Genomic DNA, 20,945 nt, shown 5'->3' on the forward strand with positions numbered 1-20,945 from the left:
CAGGACACGCTTTTCCCGTATCGGCCACGAAAGCTTGCATTGCCACCATCCCCTGAGGTTATCATTAGCCGTCGCCTTTGCATTAGTTAGGCAACTACTAACACGGTGAAATGATGCCCCGTCGCTCCGAACACACATTCAGCCTGTCTGGCAACCTCGTTGCGTTGCTGGCACTGATATTTGTTGTCTGGACATCGGTTACCGTTGCGCTCCCCACCCTGGATGATCCTGTTGCCACCACTGTCGCGCTGAGCGATTGGCAAGGCAGTTCCGAATCCTCAGAAGGGGCCTCGTCACCCGGCGATGTGTCGTCGCTGTCGCCCACATTCGTTTATCCACCGTCGGCGTTGACGTCCCGCGCCCTTCACCAATTGGCCTTTGACGGCCCCCCCAGAAGAATTCTCAGTTACCCAGGCCAGTCACAGGCACCTCCCTCCCAGCTATAGACATTCGAACTGATTCAGGCGCTGCTGCCCCTGCGTGGGTGCCTCGCGCCTGGAGAAATGGTCTTTAGCCAGGAGAATTGCCATGGGCAATCAATCAAGCGTTCAAGCGTCCCTGTCTGCCGGAGCCAGATACCGGCTTGTTTCACCGGAAGACGAGGACACCCTCACCAATGACGCCGCCGCGTCGGAACTGTTGAAGGACTTCACCAGGCAAGCCCCGGTGATCGTCCGGTCATCGCGAGAGATCCAGGAGGTCAAGAAGACACTGGATGTTTCCGGAGAAACCTTTTGTGTGGTTATCAATCGAAATGATGAGGTGGTCGGAATATTGACCCTGAAGGATCTGATCGGTTCCTGGCCCATGAGTCTCGCCAACCAGCGTGGAAGTACCATCGCCGACATTGTTGCGCGGGACATCATGCGGCCGGTATGGCGCTTGCCAACGATAGAGCTCGGTAAGCTTCAGGACCTGAAAATTGATGAATTAATCACCATTTTCAAGGGGCTTCATTCGGACTATCTTTTGGTAATGGACACTGTCGCCGTTGGGGCAGAGGAGCAGGTCATTTGCGGGCTGCTGTCCGCTGACGAGCTTAGCCGGCGCCTTGGTATTCGAGTGACCCCTGATCCCGGCCCGGGATCTTTTTCCGATATCGTTCATGCGGTGCGGAAAAACCCCGGGTAGAAGAACGCAACGCTGCAGCCTGCCGTTGCGGGTTGCAGCTTTCTTCCGTTAATGACTATTACTTGAAGGAAGCTTCCATGGCCATTAAAAAAGTGCTCATCGCCAATCGCGGCGAAATTGCCGTTCGCATTGCGCGGGCCTGCAAGGAGTTGGGCATTCGCTCTGTCGCTGTTTATTCAGAGGCGGACCAGTACTCCTTGCATGTCAAGAAAGCGGATGAGTCCTATCAGATCAGTAAGGACCCGCTCAGCGGTTACCTGAATCCCCATCATCTCGTGAACCTGGCGGTCGAAACTGGCTGTGATGCTCTGCATCCGGGTTACGGCTTTCTTTCCGAGAATGCCGAGTTAGCAGCCATCTGCCAGCAGCGGGGGGTAACGTTTGTCGGCCCGTCATCCGAGGCGATCAGTGCCATGGGCGACAAGACCCAGGCCCGCAAGACCGCCATTGCCGCAGGTGTCCCCGTTACACCGGGTTCGGAAGGCAACCTGGATGACGTCGAAGATGCCGTACGCCAGGCGGAGGACGTTGGCTACCCGGTTATGCTCAAAGCCACGTCCGGTGGTGGTGGCCGGGGCATTCGTCGTTGCGATAATGAGAAAGAGTTGCGGCAGAACTACGAGCGAGTGATTTCCGAGGCCACCAAGGCCTTTGGCAGTGCCGAGGTTTTCCTGGAGAAGTGCATCATTGAGCCTCGTCATATTGAAGTGCAGGTATTAGCGGATCATCACGGCAATGTGGTGCACCTGTATGAGCGAGACTGCTCCATCCAGCGCCGTAACCAGAAGCTGATCGAAGTGGCACCATCGCCACAGTTAAGTGAGGAGCAGCGAGAAACTATTGGTAACCTGGCCATCCAGGTTACCCGCCAATGCGGTTACGTGAATGCTGGCACGGTAGAGTTCCTGCTCGACCACGACGACAGCTTCTATTTTATGGAGATGAACACGCGGGTGCAGGTGGAGCACACGATCACCGAGGAAATCACCGGCATCGACATCATCAAATCGCAGATCCGAATCGCGGCGGGCGAGCCGCTGGAGTTTTCCCAGGCCGACATCAGTTATCGCGGTTTCGCCGCTCAATTTCGCATTAACGCGGAAGACCCGAAAAACGGGTTTCTGCCCAGCTTTGGTCGCATCAGTCGCTATTATTCCGCCGGCGGCCCGGGTGTGCGCACAGATGCCGCCATGTACACCGGCTACGAGATTCCCCCTTACTACGATTCCATGTGCGCCAAGCTGATTGTCTGGGCGCGGGAATGGCCGGAACTGGTGGCCCGTTCCCGCAGAGCGCTCAGCGACATGGCTATCTACGGGGTACACACCACGATTCCTTACTACCAGCAGATCCTGAACCACCCGGATTTCCAGGCCGGCACGTTTAATACCGGTTTCGTGGAGCGCAATCCGCAGTTGTTGGAGTACAGCGACAAATCCCGACCGGAGTCCATTGCCACGGCCGTTGCTGCCGCCATCGCAGCCCAGGCTGGCCTGTAACACGAATATTGGAGAGCACCATGAGTAAGAGAAAAATTCACATCACCGACGTCATCCTGCGGGATGCCCATCAGTCCCTGATCGCCACGCGTATGCGCACCGAGGACATGCTGCCGGCCTGTGAGTGGCTGGATCAGGCCGGCTACTGGTCACTGGAATGCTGGGGCGGCGCCACGTTTGATGCCTGTGTGCGATTCCTTAAGGAAGACCCATGGGAGCGCCTGCGTACCCTGCGTAAGGCTCTGCCCAACACCCGTCTGCAAATGCTGTTGCGCGGTCAGAATCTGCTCGGGTACCGCCACTACGGCGACGATGTGGTGGAGGCGTTTGTTGAAAAGGCCGCGGAAAACGGCATCGATGTGTTCCGTATTTTTGATGCGCTGAATGACGTGCGCAATCTGGAGACCAGCATTAAAGCCGTGAAGAAGGCCGGCAAGCATGCCCAGGGTACGCTGTGCTACACGGTCAGCCCGGTGCACGACGTGAAAACCTTCCTGGCTCAGGCCGAGACCATGGCAGACATGGGTGCTGACAGTATCGCTATCAAGGATATGGCGGGCCTGCTGACGCCAGCGGTGACCGCCGAGCTGGTCAGCGGCCTGAAGAAGAACCTCAAACTGCCGGTATTCCTGCACTCCCATGCCACGTCGGGCATGGCGCCCATGTGCCAGTGGGCGGCATTGGAGGCCGGTGTGGATCATATCGATACCGCGCTGTCGGCGTTTGCGGGCGGGACCAGCCATCCGCCGACCGAATCGTTGGTGGCTGCGTTGCATGATGCTGGCTGTGAAACCGGCCTCAACCTCGAGTTGCTGGACAAGGCCACCCGCCATTTCCGCGAAGTTCGCAAGAAATACCATCAGTTCGAGAGTGACTACAATGGGGTGGATACTTCCGTACTCCTGTCCCAGGTGCCCGGTGGCATGATGTCCAACCTGGCGAATCAGCTAAAAGAGCAGGGCGCCCTCGACCGGATTCAGGATGTGTTCGAGGAAATCCCCCGGGTGCGTAAAGACCTGGGATACCCTCCGCTGGTGACGCCCACTTCACAGATCGTCGGCACCCAGGCAGTGATCAATGTGCTGGGCGGCAAGCGTTACGACACCATCACCAATGAGGTGAAGAAATACATGCAGGGCTGGTATGGCAAGGCGCCTGCAGAGGTGGACGTACAGCTGCAACGACGTGCTGTGGGCAAGGAAGAGTTGATTGAAGAGCGCCCGGCCAACCTGATTCCCAGGGAGTTTTCCGAACTGCGCAAGGAGCTGGGTGATCTCGCCGAGAGCGAGGAAGACGTACTGACCTACGCCATGTTCCCGGACCAGGCCCGCACGTACCTGGAGCAACGCCGTGACGGCACCCTGCAGCCGGAAGCCCTGGAGCCCATCGCCAACGGTAAGACCGGCGGCAGTGTGTCCACTGAATTCCGGATCACGGTGCACGGTGAAAGTTACGATATTCATGTGACCGGTGCCAATCCGGTGAGCGAGACCGAGCGCCGGTTCTACATGACAGTGGACGGCGTGCCCGAGGAAATTCAGTTGGAATCCCAGGGCGAAGCTTCTGAAAATACCCGCAAGGGTGGTCGTGCCAGAGCCACCGGAGAAGGCCAGGTGACCACCACCATGCCGGGCAACATCGTTGATGTGCTGGTGAGCGAGGGTGACGAGGTATCTGCCGGCGACGCGGTGCTGATCATCGAAGCCATGAAAATGGAAACTGAGGTTAAAGCCACCAAGTCTGGTATCGTCAAGGCGGTGAATATCTCGAAAGGCGACCGGGTAGCGCCTGGTGAGAGCCTGATCGAAATCGAATAACCAAACCCCCGGGACGATCATCCCGGGCACTCCATCGCAGTTGGGAGCACCCCCTCGAATGAAGTCGATCTTGCTGTCGTTAGCGGCCGTGTTATCGCTGGCGCCCGGACCGGTGTGGGCAAATGCCGACCGGGCCGTGGATCTTATTTCCCACCCTGTGGGCTACATCGCCATCGCGATTTTCGTAGTCGCGTATCTGTTGGTCATTCTGGAAGAACGGATTCACCTGGCCAAATCCAAGCCGATGCTGATCGCGGCAGGGTTGATCTGGATACTCGTGGCCCTGGCATACCGCGCCGTAGGCGCCAATGGCGAAGTCGAGGAGGCCATACGGCACAACTTCCTGGAGTACGCGGAGCTGTTCTTCTTCCTCCTGGTGGCGATGACCTACATCAACGCCATGCTGGAACGGGGTGTCTTCGACCAGTTGCGGATATGGCTGCTTGGCAAGGGCTTTGGTTACCGGCGCCTGTTCTGGATCACCGGTACCCTGGCGTTCTGACTGTCACCGGTCGCGGACAACCTGACCACGGCACTGATCATGTGTGCCGTGGTGATGGCCGTAGGTCGCGACAGCGCCAAATTTGTGTCCCTGTCCTGTATCAATATTGTGGTGGGCGCCAACGCGGGCGGGGCGTTCAGCCCGTTCGGCGACATCACCACACTGATGGTCTGGCAGAAAGGCATACTCCCGTTCCAGGACTTCTTCCAGCTGTTGCTGCCTTCCATCGTCAACTTCCTGGTGCCGGCGGCGTTGATGCATCTGGCTTTGCCGAAGGGCCAGCCGTCATCACCCGAGTCATTCGGGAACGTTATTCGCCCGGGCGGACTCGTCATCTGCGCTCTGTTCCTGCTGACCATCGCCACCGCCATCAGTTTTCATCAGTTCCTGCACATTCCACCGGTGTTCGGCATGATGACGGGGCTCGGTTACCTGAAGATTTTTGGGTTTTATCTCAAACGCCATGAGGAATATCACTGGAACGAGGGCTTTGAGTCCCCACCGGGAGATAGCTCGGGTGACCGCACCCAGGGGCGTCGTGCTTTTGACGTCTTTTCCCATATTGCCCGGTCGGAGTGGGACACTCTGTTCTTCTTCTACGGGGTGATCATGGCGGTCGGCGGCCTGGGCTTCATTGGTTATCTCGGCATGATATCGGCCACGCTGTACGGCGATCTGGGGCCCACCGTTGCTAATGTCATGATCGGAGTGATCTCTGCGCTGGTCGACAACATTCCGGTGATGTTTGCGGTGCTGACCATGAACCCGGCCATGCCGGATTATCAATGGCTGCTGGTCACCCTGACTGCTGGCGTTGGTGGCAGCCTCTTGTCCATAGGCTCTGCTGCGGGCGTCGCACTGATGGGACAGGCCAGGGGGCAGTACACGTTCCTCAGTCACCTGAAATGGACACCGGCGATTGCGCTGGGTTACGGGGCCAGTATCTGGGTGCATTTCCTGGTCAATGGCTGAGGTCCGGCGGCTGCTGGAAGCCGGCAAGTCCGCTGGCTTCCAGCAGCTCTGCGAACCGGATCGTCGTCAGGTCCATCCCCGGCGCACCGATGACCTGCACATTGAACGGCAACCCATCCGCTGTTCTTCCAATAGGTACGGAGGTAGCGGGCAGCCCGAGCAAGGTTGCCAGGGCAATCCAGCAGAACTGGTCCATGTACGCCCTGGGCTGACCTGCAACGGTGATCTGCCGCTTGAACACCGGATTGCTGTGATCGTGGCGAATGGCCGTGGTTGGGGTGATCGGCGTTAATAGCACATCGAATTCGTCGAACAGGGTAGTGATTTCGGCCCTCATCTTCTCCCGCATTTCGCTCCAGGCCATCCACTGGTGTACCGGCTGGTTCACGCCGCGGCCGTATTCTCCGATGAAGGCCGTGACAGGGCCAAACAGGTGTAGCCAGCGTTCAAGCCGGGAGATCCACATCATTTGCCGGCGTTGGGCCGGTTTCATGGACGTGCTGAGAAGGCTGCCCAGTAAGTTGAAATAGGCAGGCAGGATGTGTTCCAGGTTGAGCAGTTGATGCCGGGCTTCGGCAACCAGTGCTCCATTGCTTTCCAGTACCCGCCCGAGCTGTTGGTAGCCGTTCAGTAATTCATCGTCGATGGGGCACAGCGGGTCTTTTAGCCAAAGGCCAACGCGAGCCTGTTCCAGCGAATGGATGGTGGCCGGCGCCATGGCCAGTTGCCAGCTGTTGCGTTCCCGTTCTGCGGGGCCGGCAATCACGTTCAGCAGCAGCTCCAGATCCTTTGCCGAGCGCGCCAATGGCCCGCCTTCGGCCAGGTCTGGCCGTGACTCTGTGCCCGGAGGCCCTGGAATGTGTCCACGGAAGGAGACCAGGGCACGGGAAGGCTTGTGCCCGAAAACGCCGCAGAAATGCGCCGGTGTGCGGATGGAGCCCGCGAGATCACTGCCCACTTCCAACGGTGTCATGCCTGCCGCAAGCGCTGCGGCAGCGCCCCCGGATGAGCCGCCGGGGGTATGGGCCAGATTGTGGGGGTTGTTGGTGACACCGAAGAGCTTGTTGTAACTTTGGAGGTCGGTGGCGTAAATGGGGACGTTGGTCTTCCCCAGGATGATCGCACCGGCGTCTTCCAGGCGCTGGACCACGTCGGCGTGTTTTGTCGGGATGTAGTCTTTCAGCGCGGGTGCACCGGCGGTACAGGCCATGCCGGCAACCTCCCAGGTGTCTTTCAGGGTGAGTGGCAGCCCATGCAAAGCGCCCAGCGTCTCACCTTGTGCCCGTACCTCATCGGCTTGCCGGGCTTTTTCCAGGGCTTTCTCTTCATCGAGCGTCACCACGGCATTGATGGTGTCATTGCACTGGCGAATTCTGTTCAGGAAGGCCTGAGTGACGTCCACACTGGTTAGCTCCCCGTTTTTAAGGTCGCTAATCAATTCGGCGGCAGAACGGTAGTGCAGTGGTTCCATGAAAACCTCGATGTTGTTGGCAGGTTCAGCTCAGGTCAGTTCGCTACGCCAGTGTTTGACCCTGACCTGGCTTTTGACGGCATCCAGCACTTCGACAATCAGGTTGATCAGGGCTTCGTTGTGTTCGTCGTTCTCGTCTTCGTTATCGGGCGATGGCAGGAATACGTTGACGATGTCTTCGATGAACGCGTGGTTGGATGCGGAAGCAAGGTCTTCCAGAATCTGGTGAATCACGTTGGCGACGATGTCCCCCACGGCTTCTTCCAGGGTTTCCTGGATGGTTGGGCCGACGACAGGCAGGTACTTCAGCCTCGACAACTCCAGGTTCTGTTTGAGGGCGTTGTCGACGCGGGTTTCCAGGTAGCTTCGCAGGGCGCCGCGATTGGGGATGTACCCTTCCCGGGCTGCTTCCGCAACCCGTTGTGATACCCAGTCGGATAGCATTTCCCGCCTTGGGTAGAGGATGTCGTTCTGAATGCGCTCGAACAAGGGTGAGCCCTTGCGAATCTCGTCTTGAGCACCGGTGAGCACTTTGATGACGATGCGGTCGGAGAGCTCTTCCATGAAGGCTTCGTAGTAGAAGTTGAAGAACTGGAAGGCTCGGGTCTGGGTGACGTCGATCACTTTGTACTGGTGCAGCCGGTAGATGATGGAGATAACCCGCAGTATCCGCAGGAAGCGGAAGCTGCCAACGGGGATGCAGCCGATGATGTCGTACCAGTGGATGAACGGGTAGAAGTACCAGCGGTCGTAGACTTTGGCCTTGATGGCGTAGCCCCAGCGCACGACGAACTCGGTCAGGAAGATGCTGACGAAGATGAGGTCGTAGAACAGGAAGTTTTCGTGGATGGGGTGGTAGAGCTCTTTGACAAGCGGTGCGTGTTCAGCGAGCAGGTTCTGGACGCCGGTGAGGTTGTAGATGGAGTCGAAGATGATGAAGGCCAGGTTGATGATAAGCAGGCCTAGCATCAGGAAGTCTATGATGAACCAGATGAGTTGGTGGCTGGTTTTCAGGTTTTCTCGGTTTATCTTCAGCATTCATCAATCCAGGACTTCGAGTTTGGAGTCTGCAGCGGATGTATCGCTTCTCCCCAGACACGCCGTTAACCCATCCATGGGGGCTCGGCATTGCCATCCTTGGCAATGCACGGTCTGGGGAGAAGCGATACATCCGCTGCGATCAGGCTCTGAGATGCCCGCCCTCCTGTTGAGAAAAACGGGTTGCACCTGCCTGATTTTTCGACGCTTTCGTACAGGTTAGCTTATTTCAGCTCTGCCGACGACTTACCGAGCAGTCTCCTGGCGATGATCAGTAGCTGGATCTGTTGGGTGCCTTCAAAGATGTCGAGAATCTTTGAGTCCCTGGCCCATTTTTCCAGTAGTTCAGTTTCGCCATAGCCAAGGCTGCCGCAGAGTTCGACGCAGCGCAGGGTGACCATGTTGCCCACGCGGCCAGCTTTGGCTTTGGCGATGGAGGCTTCCTTGGAGTTGGGCAGGCCGTTGTCGGCCATCCAGGCGGCGCGGAGGGTTAGGAGCCGGGCCGCTTCGAGTTCGGCTTCCATCAGTTGCAGTTCGCGAGTGACGGCGGGTTGGGTCCAGGTCTGGTGGTGGTATTCCAGGTCGGTGCCGGTTAATGCGATGAGTTCGCGGGTTTTCTGCAGGGCGGCGCTGGCGACGCCTATGGCCATGCCGGCGACGACGGGGCGGGTGTTGTCGAAGGTTTGCATGGCACCGGCGAAGCCTTTTTCGACGCTGACGTCGGGGTCGCCCAGGAGGTTTTCTTTGGGAATGCGGCAGTTGTCGAAGCGGATGGCGGCGGTGTCGGAAGCGCGGATGCCAAGTTTTTTCTCCAGGCGTTCGACGGTCATGCCGGCGGTACCTTTTTCCACCACGAAGGATTTGATGGCGGCGCGGCCTTTATTGCGATCAAGGGTGGCCCAGACCACGACGGCGTCGGCACGTTCTCCGGCGGTGACGTAGATTTTTTCGCCGTTTAGGATGTATCCGTCGCCGTCTTCGGTAGCGGTGGTGCGGATGGCGGCGGAGTCGGAGCCGGCGCTGGGTTCGGTGATGGCCATGGCGGCCCAGGTGTTGCCCAGGCGGGCGAGTTGTTCTTCGTTGGCAACGGCGGCAATGGCTGAGTTGCCGAGGCCCTGTCGGGGGATGGACAGGGCCAGGCCGACGTCGCCCCAGCACAGTTCGGTCAGCCCCAGAACGGTTTTCATGTTGGTGCCGTTACGATTACCACCCCCGCCGTTGCTTTCGGAACGGGCCAGTTTTCCGGCGCCGGTGCCACCGTCGGCCGCGCCGTCGTTCATGCCGTCCATGATGGAGGCAAACAGGTCGAGTTCTTTGGGGTATTCGTGTTCCGCCCGATCGTATTTGCGGGATATTGGGCGAAACACCTCCCGGGCCACTTGTTGTGCCTGATTGATCAGAGGCGAAAATTTCTTCGGTATCTCGAGATTCATCAGAGGTGTCCTTACGTTTTGATCAGGCGTGAAGGCCGCCGCTCAGGGTGGAGATGGAGCGAAGGTCGCGATACCAGCGCTCGACCGGATGTTCCTTGACGAAGCCGTGCCCGCCCAGCAGTTGAACGCCGTTGGTGCCGATCTCCATGGCTTTTTCGTTGCACAGTAACCGGGCCAGGGATGTTTCACGGTGCGTTGATAAGCCTTGCTCCAGTCGGCTGGCGGCGCGCCAGGTGAGCATGCGCATGCTGTCGGTTTCTATGGCGAGGTTGCTGATCATGAACGCCACGGACTGGCGGTGGCTGATGGGTTCTCCGAACGCCTCCCGTTCGTTGCAGTAGGGGATAACATAGTCGAGAACGGCCTGTGATGTGCCGATGGCAAGTCCGCAGCGGAGCAACGAGCCGCAGTCCAGAAACGCCTCGTAGTTGAAATCGTCGTCGCCCAGCAGGGCGTCAGGAGACAGTTCAACGTTGTCGAGCCGCAACTGGACAGGCGCGGAGGCTCTCAGCCCCATGCCCGGGTCGGGCTTGGTCTGGAGGCCTGTCACGCCGGCTTCCACGATGAACAGCCGCGGTCGGCCATGCAGTTCCGCGGCAATCAATAGCAGGTCTGCCCTGGCGCCGAGGACCACGCTGCTTTTCAGGCCGTTGAGGGTGTAGCCGGTTGCGGTTTCGCTGGCGGTGGTCTGCAGCCTGTTCGGGTCAAACAGGGGCATGGGCTCGTCAATGGCAATGGTGGCTATGGGTGGCGCGTCGTCGCAGAACGCTGGCAGGTATCGGCTCTGCTGTTCCCCGGTGCCCCAGCGGGTGATGGCCTGGGCGACACTGAACGGCGACAGGAGTGCGGTTGCGATGCCCATGTCGCCCCAGGCCAGTTGTTCGGCAATCAGCACACTGGTCACGGGAGACTGATGTTCCGCCACGCCGCCAAAGGCTTCCGGTACTGCGTACAGGCCAAGACCAAGCTCGGATGTGGCCGCTGTGACGGTTTCAGATATTTCCCCGGCTTCATCCGCGTCTGAGGCCGCCGGTCTGATCCGATCCTCTGCCAGCCTGCGGAGCATGTCGGTGATCATCTGTTGGTCATCGGTCAGGGAGAGGTCGAACAGATCCCCGGGTATACGATTCGGCAATTGCTTGCGGGGCAGCCAGTTGTTCACGCGCTTGAACTCCCGGCCAGCGTAGGCAAGGGTGCGAAATCCGGCACGGGTGCCGTGATAGGCAGTTCTTTCCAAAGACTGACGCAGTCCCAGCCGGTCCAGCATGGGGTTGGCCGCAAGCCGATTCATCATCGACAGGGCGAGGCCGACGGGGGTGCGTGTCATACGTTCTCTCCTGGCCATACGTTCTCTCCTGGCTGGCGCCGCCCGTTTCCGGTTGTCCGGCGATCCGATGCAGTGGGTGTTACGCGATCATGGGGGCATCGGGCATCCTCGCCATTGGCATAGAGCGCATTACAGACAGGCAAGATGGTCAATTGCCATGGATTAAACGGACCGCTACCCGGTACACTCATACTGTCAACGCGCCTTTTCACCCACTTTCACTGAAGTAATGCTGCTTGATGTGTTCCCACATTAGACCTCTGTTTCTACGCCCTGTCGGGATCGTCTGGCTGATGATGCTGGCAACGCCAGGATTGACCTGGGCGCAGCAGGTGGAGGTCAACGTGGAGGGGGACTATCCGCAGCTTCAGGACAATGCGGAAGCTTTTCTGGGTGAGGTTGAGGGCCGCAGTGCCGGAAGCCTTAGACGATACGCCAGCACCGCCGAAGCACAAGTGGAAGAGGCGCTCCGTGCGCTGGGCTACTACAGCCCGATGATTCAGTGGGAAGTGGTCGAACAGCCCGGCGATGACGAAACACCTGCTCGCCTGGTATTGACCGTGCAGCCCGGCGAACCCATTCGCGTCCGTTCCCGGCAGGTGTCCATCGAAGGCCCGGCCAGTCGGGATCCCGATTTCGTGGGAACCCTACCGGAAAAGCCATCAGAGGGGGATGTGCTGAATCACGGCCAGTACAGCACGTTGCGGCAGACCATCCAGAACCGAGCCACCCGGCTGGGGTATTTTGATGGTGAGTTCACCACCCGCCGGCTGGAAGTCAACCCGGAACAGCACACTGCGGATATTTCCCTGGTCTTTCGCAGTGGCGTGCGATATCGCCTGGGCGAAGTGAGCTTCAAGGAAGGGCATGGCTTCGAGGAGCAGTTGCTTGAGCAATTCGTACGTTTTGAGCCCGGTGAGATCTATCACGCCGACAAGGTTGCGAGGCTAAGCGGCGACCTCTCCAACAGTGGTTATTTTTCCGGTGTGGACATTGACGCATCGCCTGGTAAAGCCGAGGACGGAGTGATACCCGTGTCGGTGGACCTGACCACTCGTCCTCCGCGCTCGGTTGCTGCCGGTGTCGGTTTCTCCACGGATGTGGGACCGCGTTTCAGCGGTAACTGGCGGGAGCACTGGATCAACCCCATGGGCCATCGCCGTGGCGCGCAGACGGAACTTTCGGCGCCGCGTCAAAACGTGGGCGCCTGGTACGAGTTGCCCCTTGATCCTCCCATGACCGATTCCATTCGCCTTTCCGCCGGCTATCAGCGGGAGGATATTGAGGACGTCGAGTCTGAGCTGCTTACCCTTGGCCAGCAGTGGAAACACCAGCTCGATAACGGCTGGTTGCAGGTTGCCTCGATCCGCTGGGAAGGTGAGCGTTTTCGCATCGGCGATGATGACCCCGAGCAGAGCAGTCTGTTGCTGCCGGGGCTTGGGTATTCGAAACTGCAGGCGGACTCGCCGTTGGATCCATCCCGGGGATATCGTATCCAGTTCGATGTGACCGGCTCTCACCGTGCCGTCATCTCCGATGTGGATATTCTCCATGCCAATGTTCTGGTAAAAGGCCTCTACACCCTGGCGGACAACCACCGTTTTCTGTCCCGGTTCCAGTTTGGTGGCGTGGCCACCAATCGCTTCTCGGATGTGCCGCCGTCATTGCGGTTCTTTGCCGGTGGCGACCAGACGGTGCGGGGGTATGGCTATGAGACGCTGTCACCCCGGAACAGCGAGGATGTGGCCATTGGTGGCCGTTACCTGATGGTAGGCAGTGTCGAGTATCAGTACGAGTTTACCGAAAACTGGCGGGTCGCGGCGTTTGTTGACGAAGGCAACGCCATGGATGACCTGTCGGACCCTCTGGCGACGGGTGCCGGCGTGGGCATTCGCTGGATCAGCCCGGTCGGGCCGCTGCGCCTGGACGTCGCCAAGGGCCTGGATCCCGAGTTTGGCGGTGAGTGGCGCGTTCACTTTTCCATGGGGCCGGAGTTATGAGCGACGAAGCGAAAACTCCAACACCAAAACGGTCAAAACGCCTGAGAAACGGGTTGTTGATAGCGCTGGCCGTTATTGTCCTGCTACCGCTGTTACTGCTTGGGGTGTTGGTGCTGGCGCTGCGTTCGGAAACCGGTACAGCCTGGGTGATTGATCAGGTTCCCGGCCTCGAGGTTGAGCAGGGGCAGGGTTCGTTGCTGGGGCAGTGGCAGGCAGCCTCCCTGACATGGCAAGGCTACGGTGTTGGGCTAAAGGTAGAGTCGCCAGTTGTTGACTGGTCGCCCACCTGCCTGTTCAACAAACAGCTCTGTCTGGAGCGACTCCTGGCGGACAGCATTGATCTGACTCTGCAGCCATCCGGCGAGCCCAAAGAAGACAGCGGTGATATCAGTCTACCCAGTGTCGACCTTCCGTTGGGGCTGGTGGTCCGGGACGTGAACCTTGGTCCCTTTACGCTCAACGATGCCAAGGTCTGGGACCGGCTCCAGCTCAAGGCTCAGGGTTCCGGTTCGGACTGGCATCTGCAGAACCTCGCCTTTGTTCGGGACGATATCAGCATTGATGCCTCCGGCAGGCTCCAGACCCGGGGCGACTGGCCGCTGGATCTGGAGGTTGGGCTGATGCTCCCGCCCCCATATGGCGCTGATTGGCAATTGGCACTCAATCTGACCGGGAGTGCTGCTGACCTGAGAGTTCAGGGCCAGAGCAGCGGTTATCTTGCCGCCACGCTGGCTGGCCGGGTGGCGCCGCTGGACAGCGCCCTGCCGGCGGAACTGACCGTTCGTTCCAGCCGGTTCGTCCCGGCGGAGGGGTTACCGAAAACCCTGGTGCTGACAGACACCGTGGTTGCCTTGAAAGGCAGCCTTGAGAACGGTTTCCGCTCGGACTCCCGCACCGTGCTGCCCGGATCGACAGGCGATATACCCTTGTCATTGAAGGGGTTGGTGACTACAGAGGGTCTCGATGGATTGGAGCTCGTGTTGACCGGCCCCGGGAATAATGAGGCTGAGACGGGCCGCCTCCTCGTCACCGGCAACGTGAGCTGGGAGCAGGCGCTTCAGGCAGACGCCAAGGTCAGTCTCGACGCTTTTCCCTGGTACAGCCTGATTCCGGATTTTGAGCAGCCGCCGGTCACATTGCGCCAATTCAACGGCGACGTTCAATACCAGGGGGGAGCCTATCAGGCGAGCATTGACGCCAGTGTCAGCGGCCCCATGGGCGACGCCGATATGGCGGGAGATCTTGAGGGTGACCTGGAGTCTGTTGCGTTGACGAACCTGCGCGTCAATACCGGCGCGGGTTTTCTCGGCGGCCGTGCGGACGTGGCGTTCGCTGATCAGTTGTCCTGGGATGCAAGCCTGACGCTGGACAGTTTTAACCCCGGTTTCTGGCTCCCCGCCCTGGAAGCGAGCTTGAGCGGCGACGTGGATACCAGCGGACGTCTGCAGGAGGAAGGAACGCCTACGCTGCAGGCAAAATGGGACCTTTCCGGGAGTTGGCAGGCCAATGAGGCGCTGATACGAGGTGCGCTGGACAGTGATGCCGGTAACTGGACATTGTCGAACCTGGAGCTTGAGGTAGGGGACAACCGGGTGACCGGCCAGGGCCGATGGGGGCAACAGATTAACGGCAACCTGGAACTGAACCTGCCTGCGCCGGAAACCTTCCTGCCGGGGCTGGCAGGTTCGGTCAACGGTACGGCATCGGTTTCCGGCACCGTGGACCAACCCCGTGGCAAGGTAACACTCACTGGCAGCGACCTGGCATGGCAGGATCAATTGAGTCTGTCCAGCCTGGACCTGACGGCCACGCTACGCGAAGGGTTCAACATCCAGGCGGATCTTCGGGGAAAGGAAGTTCGGTATGGCGAACAGCTACTGGAAGACTTGTCGCTGGCACTGACGGGAACTCGGGATGATCACCAACTCAGGCTAAACGCCCGCCACAAAGAGGCTGAGTTGTCGCTGTTGCTGGCCGGAGACGCCTCGGAAAGCTGGAATGCCTGGGTGGGTGCGCTTGAGCAGGGGCAAATCAGTGTGCCTGCCCAAGGCCAGCAATGGACCCTGTCAGAGTCCGCGGCCCTCGAGTATACCGAAGCGGGCAAGCTCACGTTGGGACAGCACTGCTGGCAGTGGCAACAGGCGTCTGTCTGTGCCGAGGACCAGACTCTGCTCCCGACTCAAGATATCGCCTATCGCATTGAAAATTTCCCGACCACGGCACTCTCCCCGCTGTTGCCGGACACCCTGCGTTGGGACGCAACGCTGAATGCTGACCTGCAAGTGGTCATGACGGAAGATGGGCCGGATGGTGAAGTATCCATCGATGCCGGTTCCGGTAAGTTTGAAGTGCAGGTGAGGGACGAATGGGAGAGCCTGAGCTACAACACCTTCACCACCCGCCTGAGTTTGAAGCCGAATGTGGCGGAGCTGGACCTGCAGTTGCAGGGGCCCGATATTGGTAATCTCTCTGTCGGCATGTCGGTCGACCCGGATAGTGATGCCCGTGAAGTCGATGGGCAATTCAGCATCGAAGGCCTGGATATCGCCATGGTTGGCATATTTGCCGGGCTGGAGGTTGTTGAGGGAGAGCTCAATGGCGAGGGGACACTGTCTGGGCCGCTAATGAAGCCAGCTGTAAACGGCGAGCTTGCGCTCTCTGGCGGTCACATTGCCGATCCACGGTTACCGATTCCGCTTGAGGATCTGGTGGTCAGCCTGGAGTTGAAAGGATATAGCGCGGATTTGTCCGGACGTTGGCGCAGCAATGAACGCGGAAGCGGCAACATAGAAGGGTCGTTGGCCTGGGAGGCGGAACCGTCGGTGGAAGTGCGGCTGACCGGTGACCGTTTGCCCTTCAATTACGAGCCGTACGCCCAAGTGGAGCTGGTGCCGGATATCACTATCGCCTACGAAGGCGGCGATCTGTCGGTTTCCGGTAACCTGAACGTACCCCGGGGCACGATCGAAATTCGCGAGCTGCCCGCCCAGGCCGTGTCCGTATCCGAGGACGAGGTTATCGTCGGTGCTGAGGAGAAGGAAGGCGGGCTCCGCACTCTCAATATGGACGTCACTGTCGTGGTCGGTGAGGACGAGGTCAGCTTTAGTGGTTTCGGTGTCACCGGTAACCTTGAGGGGACACTGCGTATCGGCAACAACCTGGATACCCGAGGTGCCCTGCAGCTTGTTGAAGGCCGGTATGAGGCCTACGGTCAGGAGCTCGACCTGCGCCGGGCCAGGCTGGTGTTTGTGGGGCCACTGTCAGAACCGTACCTGGACATCGAGGCAGTGCGGCGTGTGGACAACGTGGTGGCCGGCATCCGCCTCAGCGGCCCGGTGAGCTCGCCCCGGACCGAAGTGTTTTCTGAACCGGAAATGCCTCAGACCGATGCGCTCTCGTATGTGATCCTCGGCCGGGCACCGCAAAGTCGTGGTGATGAGGGGCAAATGAGCAGGGCAGCCATATCGCTGGGGCTGACTCAGGCTAACAAGGTAACCCAGGGTATTGGCGAGGAATTCGGAATACGCAATCTGACGCTGGAGGCGGAAGGCTCAGGGGATGAATCGGCAGTAGTGGCCAGTGGTTACCTGACGGATGAACTCAGCATCCGCTACGGTGTCGGCATCTTCCAGCCCATCACCACGGTGGCGCTACGTTACGATATCGGACGTTACTTCTATCTGGAGGCTGCCAGTGGCCTGGCAGCCTCCCTGGATATATTCTATACGCGGGACTTCTGAGCGGGTGATTTACTCCAGTTCAAAAGTCGCGCTAACCCGGGCCTCCAGTTCACGGGAACCGACCGCTGAGACAGCGTCCGAGGCGCCTCGCATTTCCGCCATCATTGGCATCGGGGGTTGATGGCCACCATCGACGTTAATGGTCATCACCTCTCCGCACTGTTTGTCCAGTTCCCGGGCAACAAATTCGCAGCGTGATTTCGCATCTGCAATGGCGCCCGCCAGGGCCTGTTTGCGCAAACCGACTTCATCGGAATGAAAAAACTGATGGGGACCGACGTTGTAGTCCATACCCAGTGATTGCGCCTGTGCAAGAATCGGGTTGAGCAGAGAGAGGTCATCGATGGTGAAGCTGACCGTTTGTGAAGCCACGGCCACTCGTCGGGGCTCCTCGTGACGCTCTGGTGATGGAATCGAACGGCTGTAAAGGTTCAACGAGGCGTCGCTGTAGGATTTGAGCCGGTCGCGGAAGTCCTCGATGCTCTCCCGCCACTTCTCCATCTGCTCGTTGACTTCCTCAGTGGCCGTCTCGGGAAGCTTGTGCTCGGCGCGGGCGGTGAACTGCAGCCGTGCGCTGTCTGGCGTATACTTGACTGAGGCCTGACCGCTCAGGCTGACTTCTGCTGCTGATGCGCCCAGGGGAAACAGAATCAGGGCCGTGGAGGCCAGCAGGTATCGATGGACGTTGTGGAACATAGTTGGATCTCCATGTTATTGCACGAGAATCAGGTCAGGTTGACGCCCCGGGAGCGTGATATCCTGTTCAGGCTGACCGGGAGCGACCCCCATTATGTGACCACCCGCGAGCAACTGAAAGAGTGGGCGGCCCGTTATTTGACGGCTCTGCCCGACGACGCTCGGGAAATTCGTGAAATTAAGGCCGTGTTGCAGCGTTATCTGCCAATTTGAGCGGTATTCTCATCATCTTCTCCGGCGGCTTCGACGGGTTCATCCAGCCGAATCAGCTTCCTGTCTTCCGCAGCCTGCACGAAATGGCTGAAAATCCGCCGGTGGCCGCCATGATAAAGCAGGTACTCCGGGTGCCACTGGATGCCCATTAGCCATTGCCCACGTGTATTTTCTATCGCTTGCACAAACGAGTCGTTGTCCACGGCAACAACGCGGAGATGTGTGCCCAGTTTTTTGATGCTCTGGCTGTGGATGCGGTTCGCGCCAATCACCGGGCTGCGCATCACCTCTCCCAGGCGGCTGTCACTGACGACCCGAACAGTCTGTAGCGGTAACAGTAACGGCCGGTGGCGGGTGTTCACCCGCAGAGGTGTCACGTTCTGGCACAAAGATCCGCCGCGAAAAATATTGATAAACTGGGCGCCGCGGCAGATACCCAGTACCGGGATGTTCAATTCTTCAGCACGGGACAGCAGACGAACATCGGTTTCGTCGCGGCGCACGTCATACCGGGCGGTGACCTGGGGAGTCTGGCCGTACCGCGAAGGGTGCACGTGGGTACCACCGGAGAGCACAAGGCCGTCGAGCAACGAGACGTCCACCTTCGAACCCGGGCGGATAAAATGGGTTCGCGCACCGTGGAGGCGCAGCGCGAAGGTGATCAGCCGGTGGGCGAGGCTGCGGCGTGCCGGGCCGCTGATGCCAATCGTAAGGCCCGGATGTTCAGGCTTATCTACCGGGCTTTCAGACATAGTTCCCGGACCGAAGCCACTGGTCAGACGTGTCTAACCAGCTGTGGGTCAGGTTATGGAGGCTCAGTTTGCGACTGTTGCGAAACTCCGTAACCAGTTTCGATAAGTCATCAGCGTTGGCCACCAGTTGTTCCAGCACAATCCAGTCATTCCAAACCGTGGAAAAATGCCAGTCAGGGTTATCAATGTCGCAGTCGGGTAGCCGGTAATGCAGCGTTGGCCGGCTTTTGATGCGCTCATCCTCCACATATTCTGCGAGCAAATCGCTGTTCAGGTGTGCGAACAGCGGGAGCAGGTCCAGGGCCTTGTTGCGGGTTGGATTGTAATGCAGGTAGTCCCGCATTAATTGCTCCATGTCCGGCGCATAATCCTCTGAAATCAGAAGGTCAATGTAGGTGCTGCTCCAGGGCTCAATGTAGCTGGTCAGCTTACGGCTGAAATCGATCTGGTGGCGTGCCTTCAGCCACTCGTAGAGCGCAGCGAAGGCCCGCAGGTAGCGCACCAGCGTTGTGGCTCTGAGGTCCGGTAGCTCCGGGTTCAATTGCAAACCAAAGGCATAGTAGAGCGCCTCCCGGCTGCCGAGTGCGCCTGCTCTTCGCAGCTCATCGCAAAGTGTCTCTATGCGTTCCAGGTTACTGAAAGCCAGCGGAGGGCTGACGATCTCCAGGGGCACGATTTTCTCGGCGGCTGCGTCGATCACGCTCATGGCCTGGCCGCCAAGTTCCCTGACGGACTCGGGAAGACGCTCGTCGGCCAGATCAAGGTCCTTTATCGGGTCCGAATCCAGTTCGATGGTAAAGTCACCGAGTTCCGTTTCAACCTCGGACACATAGCGCGCAACAGACTTTCCGGTACCTCCCAGCAGTTTTGCGGACAGCGAGACGAGATCTTCGTAACCGAGGCCGGACAACTCAATTTCAACGCCAACTCTGCGTTCCTTGCCATCATCCGTCTTGAGGATGTCCGGTAACCTACATCTGTTGCTCATTCAGGCGACTCCCTATCTTGGTTGCGATTACCTTAACACAGTCATACGTCAGGGCGTGGTGGACGGGCCACCCAGTGCGGCTCAAGGAAAAATTGCGTTTACAGGGTTTACACTGGATAAAACACTGTATATAGTCAAATCACTGTATATAAAAACAGGGCGAACCGGGGCAACCTAAATGAAGCTGACAGCTAGGCAGACACAGGTACTGGATATTATTCGTCGCTACCTTGACGAGACTGGGTATCCGCCGACCCGTGCAGAAATCGCGGCGGAACTTGGGTTTCGTTCTGCCAATGCCGCAGAAGAACATCTGCGGGCACTGGCCCGAAAAGGCGCCATCGAGATGGTGCCGGGAGCCAGCCGGGGAATACGTCTTCCCGATGTAGAGGCTGATCTTGGTTTGCCAGTGATCGGTCAGGTGGCGGCCGGTAGCCCCATACTGGCCCAGGAGCATATCGAAGACCATTGCACCCTGCAGCCTGAATTTTTCTCGCCCTCGGCGGATTATTTGCTCAGGGTACGCGGCATGAGCATGAAGGACATTGGCATCCTTGACGGCGACCTGTTGGCGGTGCACCGCACCCACGATGTGCACAACGGACAAGTGGTTGTGGCGAGGGTAGGTGAGGAAGTCACGGTCAAACGGTTCCGTAAGGAAGGCTCGAAAGTGTACTTGATCGCCGAGAACGAGGAATTCGAACCCATAGAAGTGGATCTGACAGAACAGGAACTCTTCATTGAGGGGCTCGGCGTCGGGGTCATACGGCGCTCGGACCTTCACTGACACCCCCAGGGTGTCCGGACATATCCGGCTGTGTTTCGTTGAGTGTTGAACACCGCGGGCGCGGCTTAACGGCAGGTGAGGCTTATCATGGAACAACTCAGCTTTAATCAGAATCTGGCTTATGCTCACAGAGGCGGCAGGTTTGTCGGTTCAGAGGTTGCCGGTATGAGCGACCATGATACCGTCAGGGCGCCTGCTGTCAGGAGTCGCCCAGCCAAACCGGCAGGTAATGTGACCGAAATCATTTTGCCCGAAGGGCAGGTTGAGAACTTCCAGCTATTGCTACCGATGCTTACGCAGTTGAATCAGGAGAAGCGTTGGTTAGCCTGGATTGATCCGCCCCAAAGCCTTGTCAGTAAGTGGCAGACCATGCGTGGCATCGTTGCAGGCGAACTGTTGGTGTTGAGGTCTACTCCTGACTACCCAGCCGGGGAGCTTGCCGAGCGAGCACTGAGCGCAGGCACCTGTCACGCTGTGGTCATGTGGACCCACAAGCTCGGGCGCGAAGCGCTCGCGTCACTGGAGCAGGCTTCGGCTCGGGGTAACAGTCATGGTGTGGTGCTGCGCCAGCGCTGATCG

The 20,945-nt window shown here is 58.9% G+C and carries 16 protein-coding genes and 1 pseudogene; 10 read left to right on the plus strand and 7 right to left on the minus strand.

What is annotated here, in order from left to right:
• Nucleotides 1-113 precede the first annotated feature (113 nt).
• The 5 genes and pseudogenes from ACTRWH_RS05670 (at nucleotide 114) to nhaD (ending at nucleotide 5,921) form a co-directional block, all read left to right on the plus strand.
• Nucleotides 114-446, plus strand: coding sequence for a hypothetical protein (locus ACTRWH_RS05670; protein ID WP_126812161.1), 333 nt, complete (start codon nucleotides 114-116; stop codon nucleotides 444-446).
• 82 nt (nucleotides 447-528) lie between these two features.
• A complete protein-coding gene (locus tag ACTRWH_RS05675) occupies nucleotides 529-1,131 on the plus strand; it encodes a CBS domain-containing protein (protein ID WP_151982570.1) in 603 nt (200 codons plus the stop codon).
• A gap of 77 nt (nucleotides 1,132-1,208) precedes the next feature.
• A complete protein-coding gene (locus ACTRWH_RS05680; RefSeq protein ID WP_036204758.1) occupies nucleotides 1,209-2,630 on the plus strand; it encodes an acetyl-CoA carboxylase biotin carboxylase subunit in 1,422 nt (473 codons plus the stop codon).
• Nucleotides 2,631-2,650: 20 nt separating this feature from the next.
• On the plus strand, nucleotides 2,651-4,447 hold the full coding sequence (oadA, locus tag ACTRWH_RS05685) for a sodium-extruding oxaloacetate decarboxylase subunit alpha (protein ID WP_462826069.1): 1,797 nt from the start codon (nucleotides 2,651-2,653) through the stop codon (nucleotides 4,445-4,447).
• 58 nt (nucleotides 4,448-4,505) lie between these two features.
• Nucleotides 4,506-5,921 (plus strand): annotated as a pseudogene (gene nhaD, locus ACTRWH_RS05690) (sodium:proton antiporter NhaD).
• Here the strand turns inward: nhaD and ACTRWH_RS05695 are convergent.
• The 4 genes from ACTRWH_RS05695 to ACTRWH_RS05710 form a co-directional block, all read right to left on the minus strand.
• Nucleotides 5,911-7,392, minus strand: a complete 1,482-nt coding sequence (locus ACTRWH_RS05695; RefSeq protein WP_462826070.1) for an amidase — start codon at nucleotides 7,390-7,392, stop codon at nucleotides 5,911-5,913. The pseudogene nhaD and the gene ACTRWH_RS05695 sit on opposite strands and share 11 nt — an antisense overlap.
• 30 nt (nucleotides 7,393-7,422) lie before the next feature.
• Nucleotides 7,423-8,430, minus strand: a complete 1,008-nt coding sequence (locus ACTRWH_RS05700) for a hypothetical protein (RefSeq protein ID WP_350035687.1) — start codon at nucleotides 8,428-8,430, stop codon at nucleotides 7,423-7,425.
• 224 nt (nucleotides 8,431-8,654) lie between these two features.
• Nucleotides 8,655-9,863, minus strand: a complete 1,209-nt coding sequence (locus ACTRWH_RS05705) for an acyl-CoA dehydrogenase family protein (RefSeq protein ID WP_082040600.1) — start codon at nucleotides 9,861-9,863, stop codon at nucleotides 8,655-8,657.
• Between the two features lie 22 nt (nucleotides 9,864-9,885).
• Entirely contained in the window at nucleotides 9,886-11,190 is a 1,305-nt protein-coding gene (locus ACTRWH_RS05710; RefSeq protein WP_462826071.1) for an acyl-CoA dehydrogenase family protein, read from the minus strand.
• A 293-nt stretch (nucleotides 11,191-11,483) separates the two neighbouring features.
• Between ACTRWH_RS05710 and ACTRWH_RS05715 the strand changes: the two genes are divergently transcribed.
• Both ACTRWH_RS05715 and ACTRWH_RS05720 read left to right on the plus strand, forming a co-directional pair.
• Nucleotides 11,484-13,190, plus strand: coding sequence for an autotransporter assembly complex protein TamA (locus tag ACTRWH_RS05715; protein WP_197061290.1), 1,707 nt, complete (start codon nucleotides 11,484-11,486; stop codon nucleotides 13,188-13,190).
• Nucleotides 13,187-16,930 carry a translocation/assembly module TamB domain-containing protein gene (locus tag ACTRWH_RS05720; RefSeq protein WP_462826072.1) on the plus strand — a complete coding sequence of 1,248 codons (3,744 nt, stop codon included), beginning with the start codon at nucleotides 13,187-13,189 and terminating at the stop codon, nucleotides 16,928-16,930. The genes ACTRWH_RS05715 and ACTRWH_RS05720 overlap by 4 nt, the downstream gene beginning before the upstream one ends.
• 9 nt (nucleotides 16,931-16,939) lie before the next feature.
• Here the strand turns inward: ACTRWH_RS05720 and ACTRWH_RS05725 are convergent, their stop codons facing one another.
• Nucleotides 16,940-17,626, minus strand: a complete 687-nt coding sequence (locus tag ACTRWH_RS05725; protein ID WP_036204779.1) for an SIMPL domain-containing protein — start codon at nucleotides 17,624-17,626, stop codon at nucleotides 16,940-16,942.
• On the opposite strand from ACTRWH_RS05725, the gene ACTRWH_RS05730 reads away from it, so the two are divergent.
• Complete coding sequence (locus ACTRWH_RS05730) at nucleotides 17,609-17,839, plus strand: hypothetical protein (protein ID WP_151982562.1); 231 nt, start codon at nucleotides 17,609-17,611, stop codon at nucleotides 17,837-17,839. The genes ACTRWH_RS05725 and ACTRWH_RS05730 overlap by 18 nt on opposite strands.
• On the opposite strand, the gene ACTRWH_RS05735 is transcribed toward ACTRWH_RS05730, so the two are convergent.
• Together ACTRWH_RS05735 and ACTRWH_RS05740 are read right to left on the minus strand one after the other, a co-directional pair.
• Complete coding sequence (locus ACTRWH_RS05735) at nucleotides 17,824-18,591, minus strand: gamma-glutamyl-gamma-aminobutyrate hydrolase family protein (protein WP_151982559.1); 768 nt, start codon at nucleotides 18,589-18,591, stop codon at nucleotides 17,824-17,826. The two genes, ACTRWH_RS05730 and ACTRWH_RS05735, sit on opposite strands and share 16 nt — an antisense overlap.
• The gene (locus tag ACTRWH_RS05740) at nucleotides 18,584-19,579 is read right to left on the minus strand and encodes an amidoligase family protein (protein WP_462826073.1); all 996 of its coding nucleotides are present in this window, start codon (nucleotides 19,577-19,579) and stop codon (nucleotides 18,584-18,586) included. Before ACTRWH_RS05740 ends, ACTRWH_RS05735 begins: the two co-directional genes overlap by 8 nt.
• Nucleotides 19,580-19,757: 178 nt before the next feature.
• On the opposite strand from ACTRWH_RS05740, the gene lexA reads away from it, so the two are divergent.
• Both lexA and ACTRWH_RS05750 read left to right on the plus strand, forming a co-directional pair.
• Nucleotides 19,758-20,366 (plus strand): transcriptional repressor LexA, encoded by a 609-nt coding sequence (gene lexA, locus ACTRWH_RS05745; RefSeq protein ID WP_036204787.1) that lies wholly within the window; start codon nucleotides 19,758-19,760, stop codon nucleotides 20,364-20,366.
• A gap of 165 nt (nucleotides 20,367-20,531) precedes the next feature.
• Complete coding sequence (locus tag ACTRWH_RS05750; protein WP_371915653.1) at nucleotides 20,532-20,942, plus strand: cell division inhibitor SulA; 411 nt, start codon at nucleotides 20,532-20,534, stop codon at nucleotides 20,940-20,942.
• The last annotated feature ends 3 nt before the right edge of the window (nucleotides 20,943-20,945 follow it).

The organism is Marinobacter sp. G5_S1_61_S3 (genome assembly GCF_054968585.1).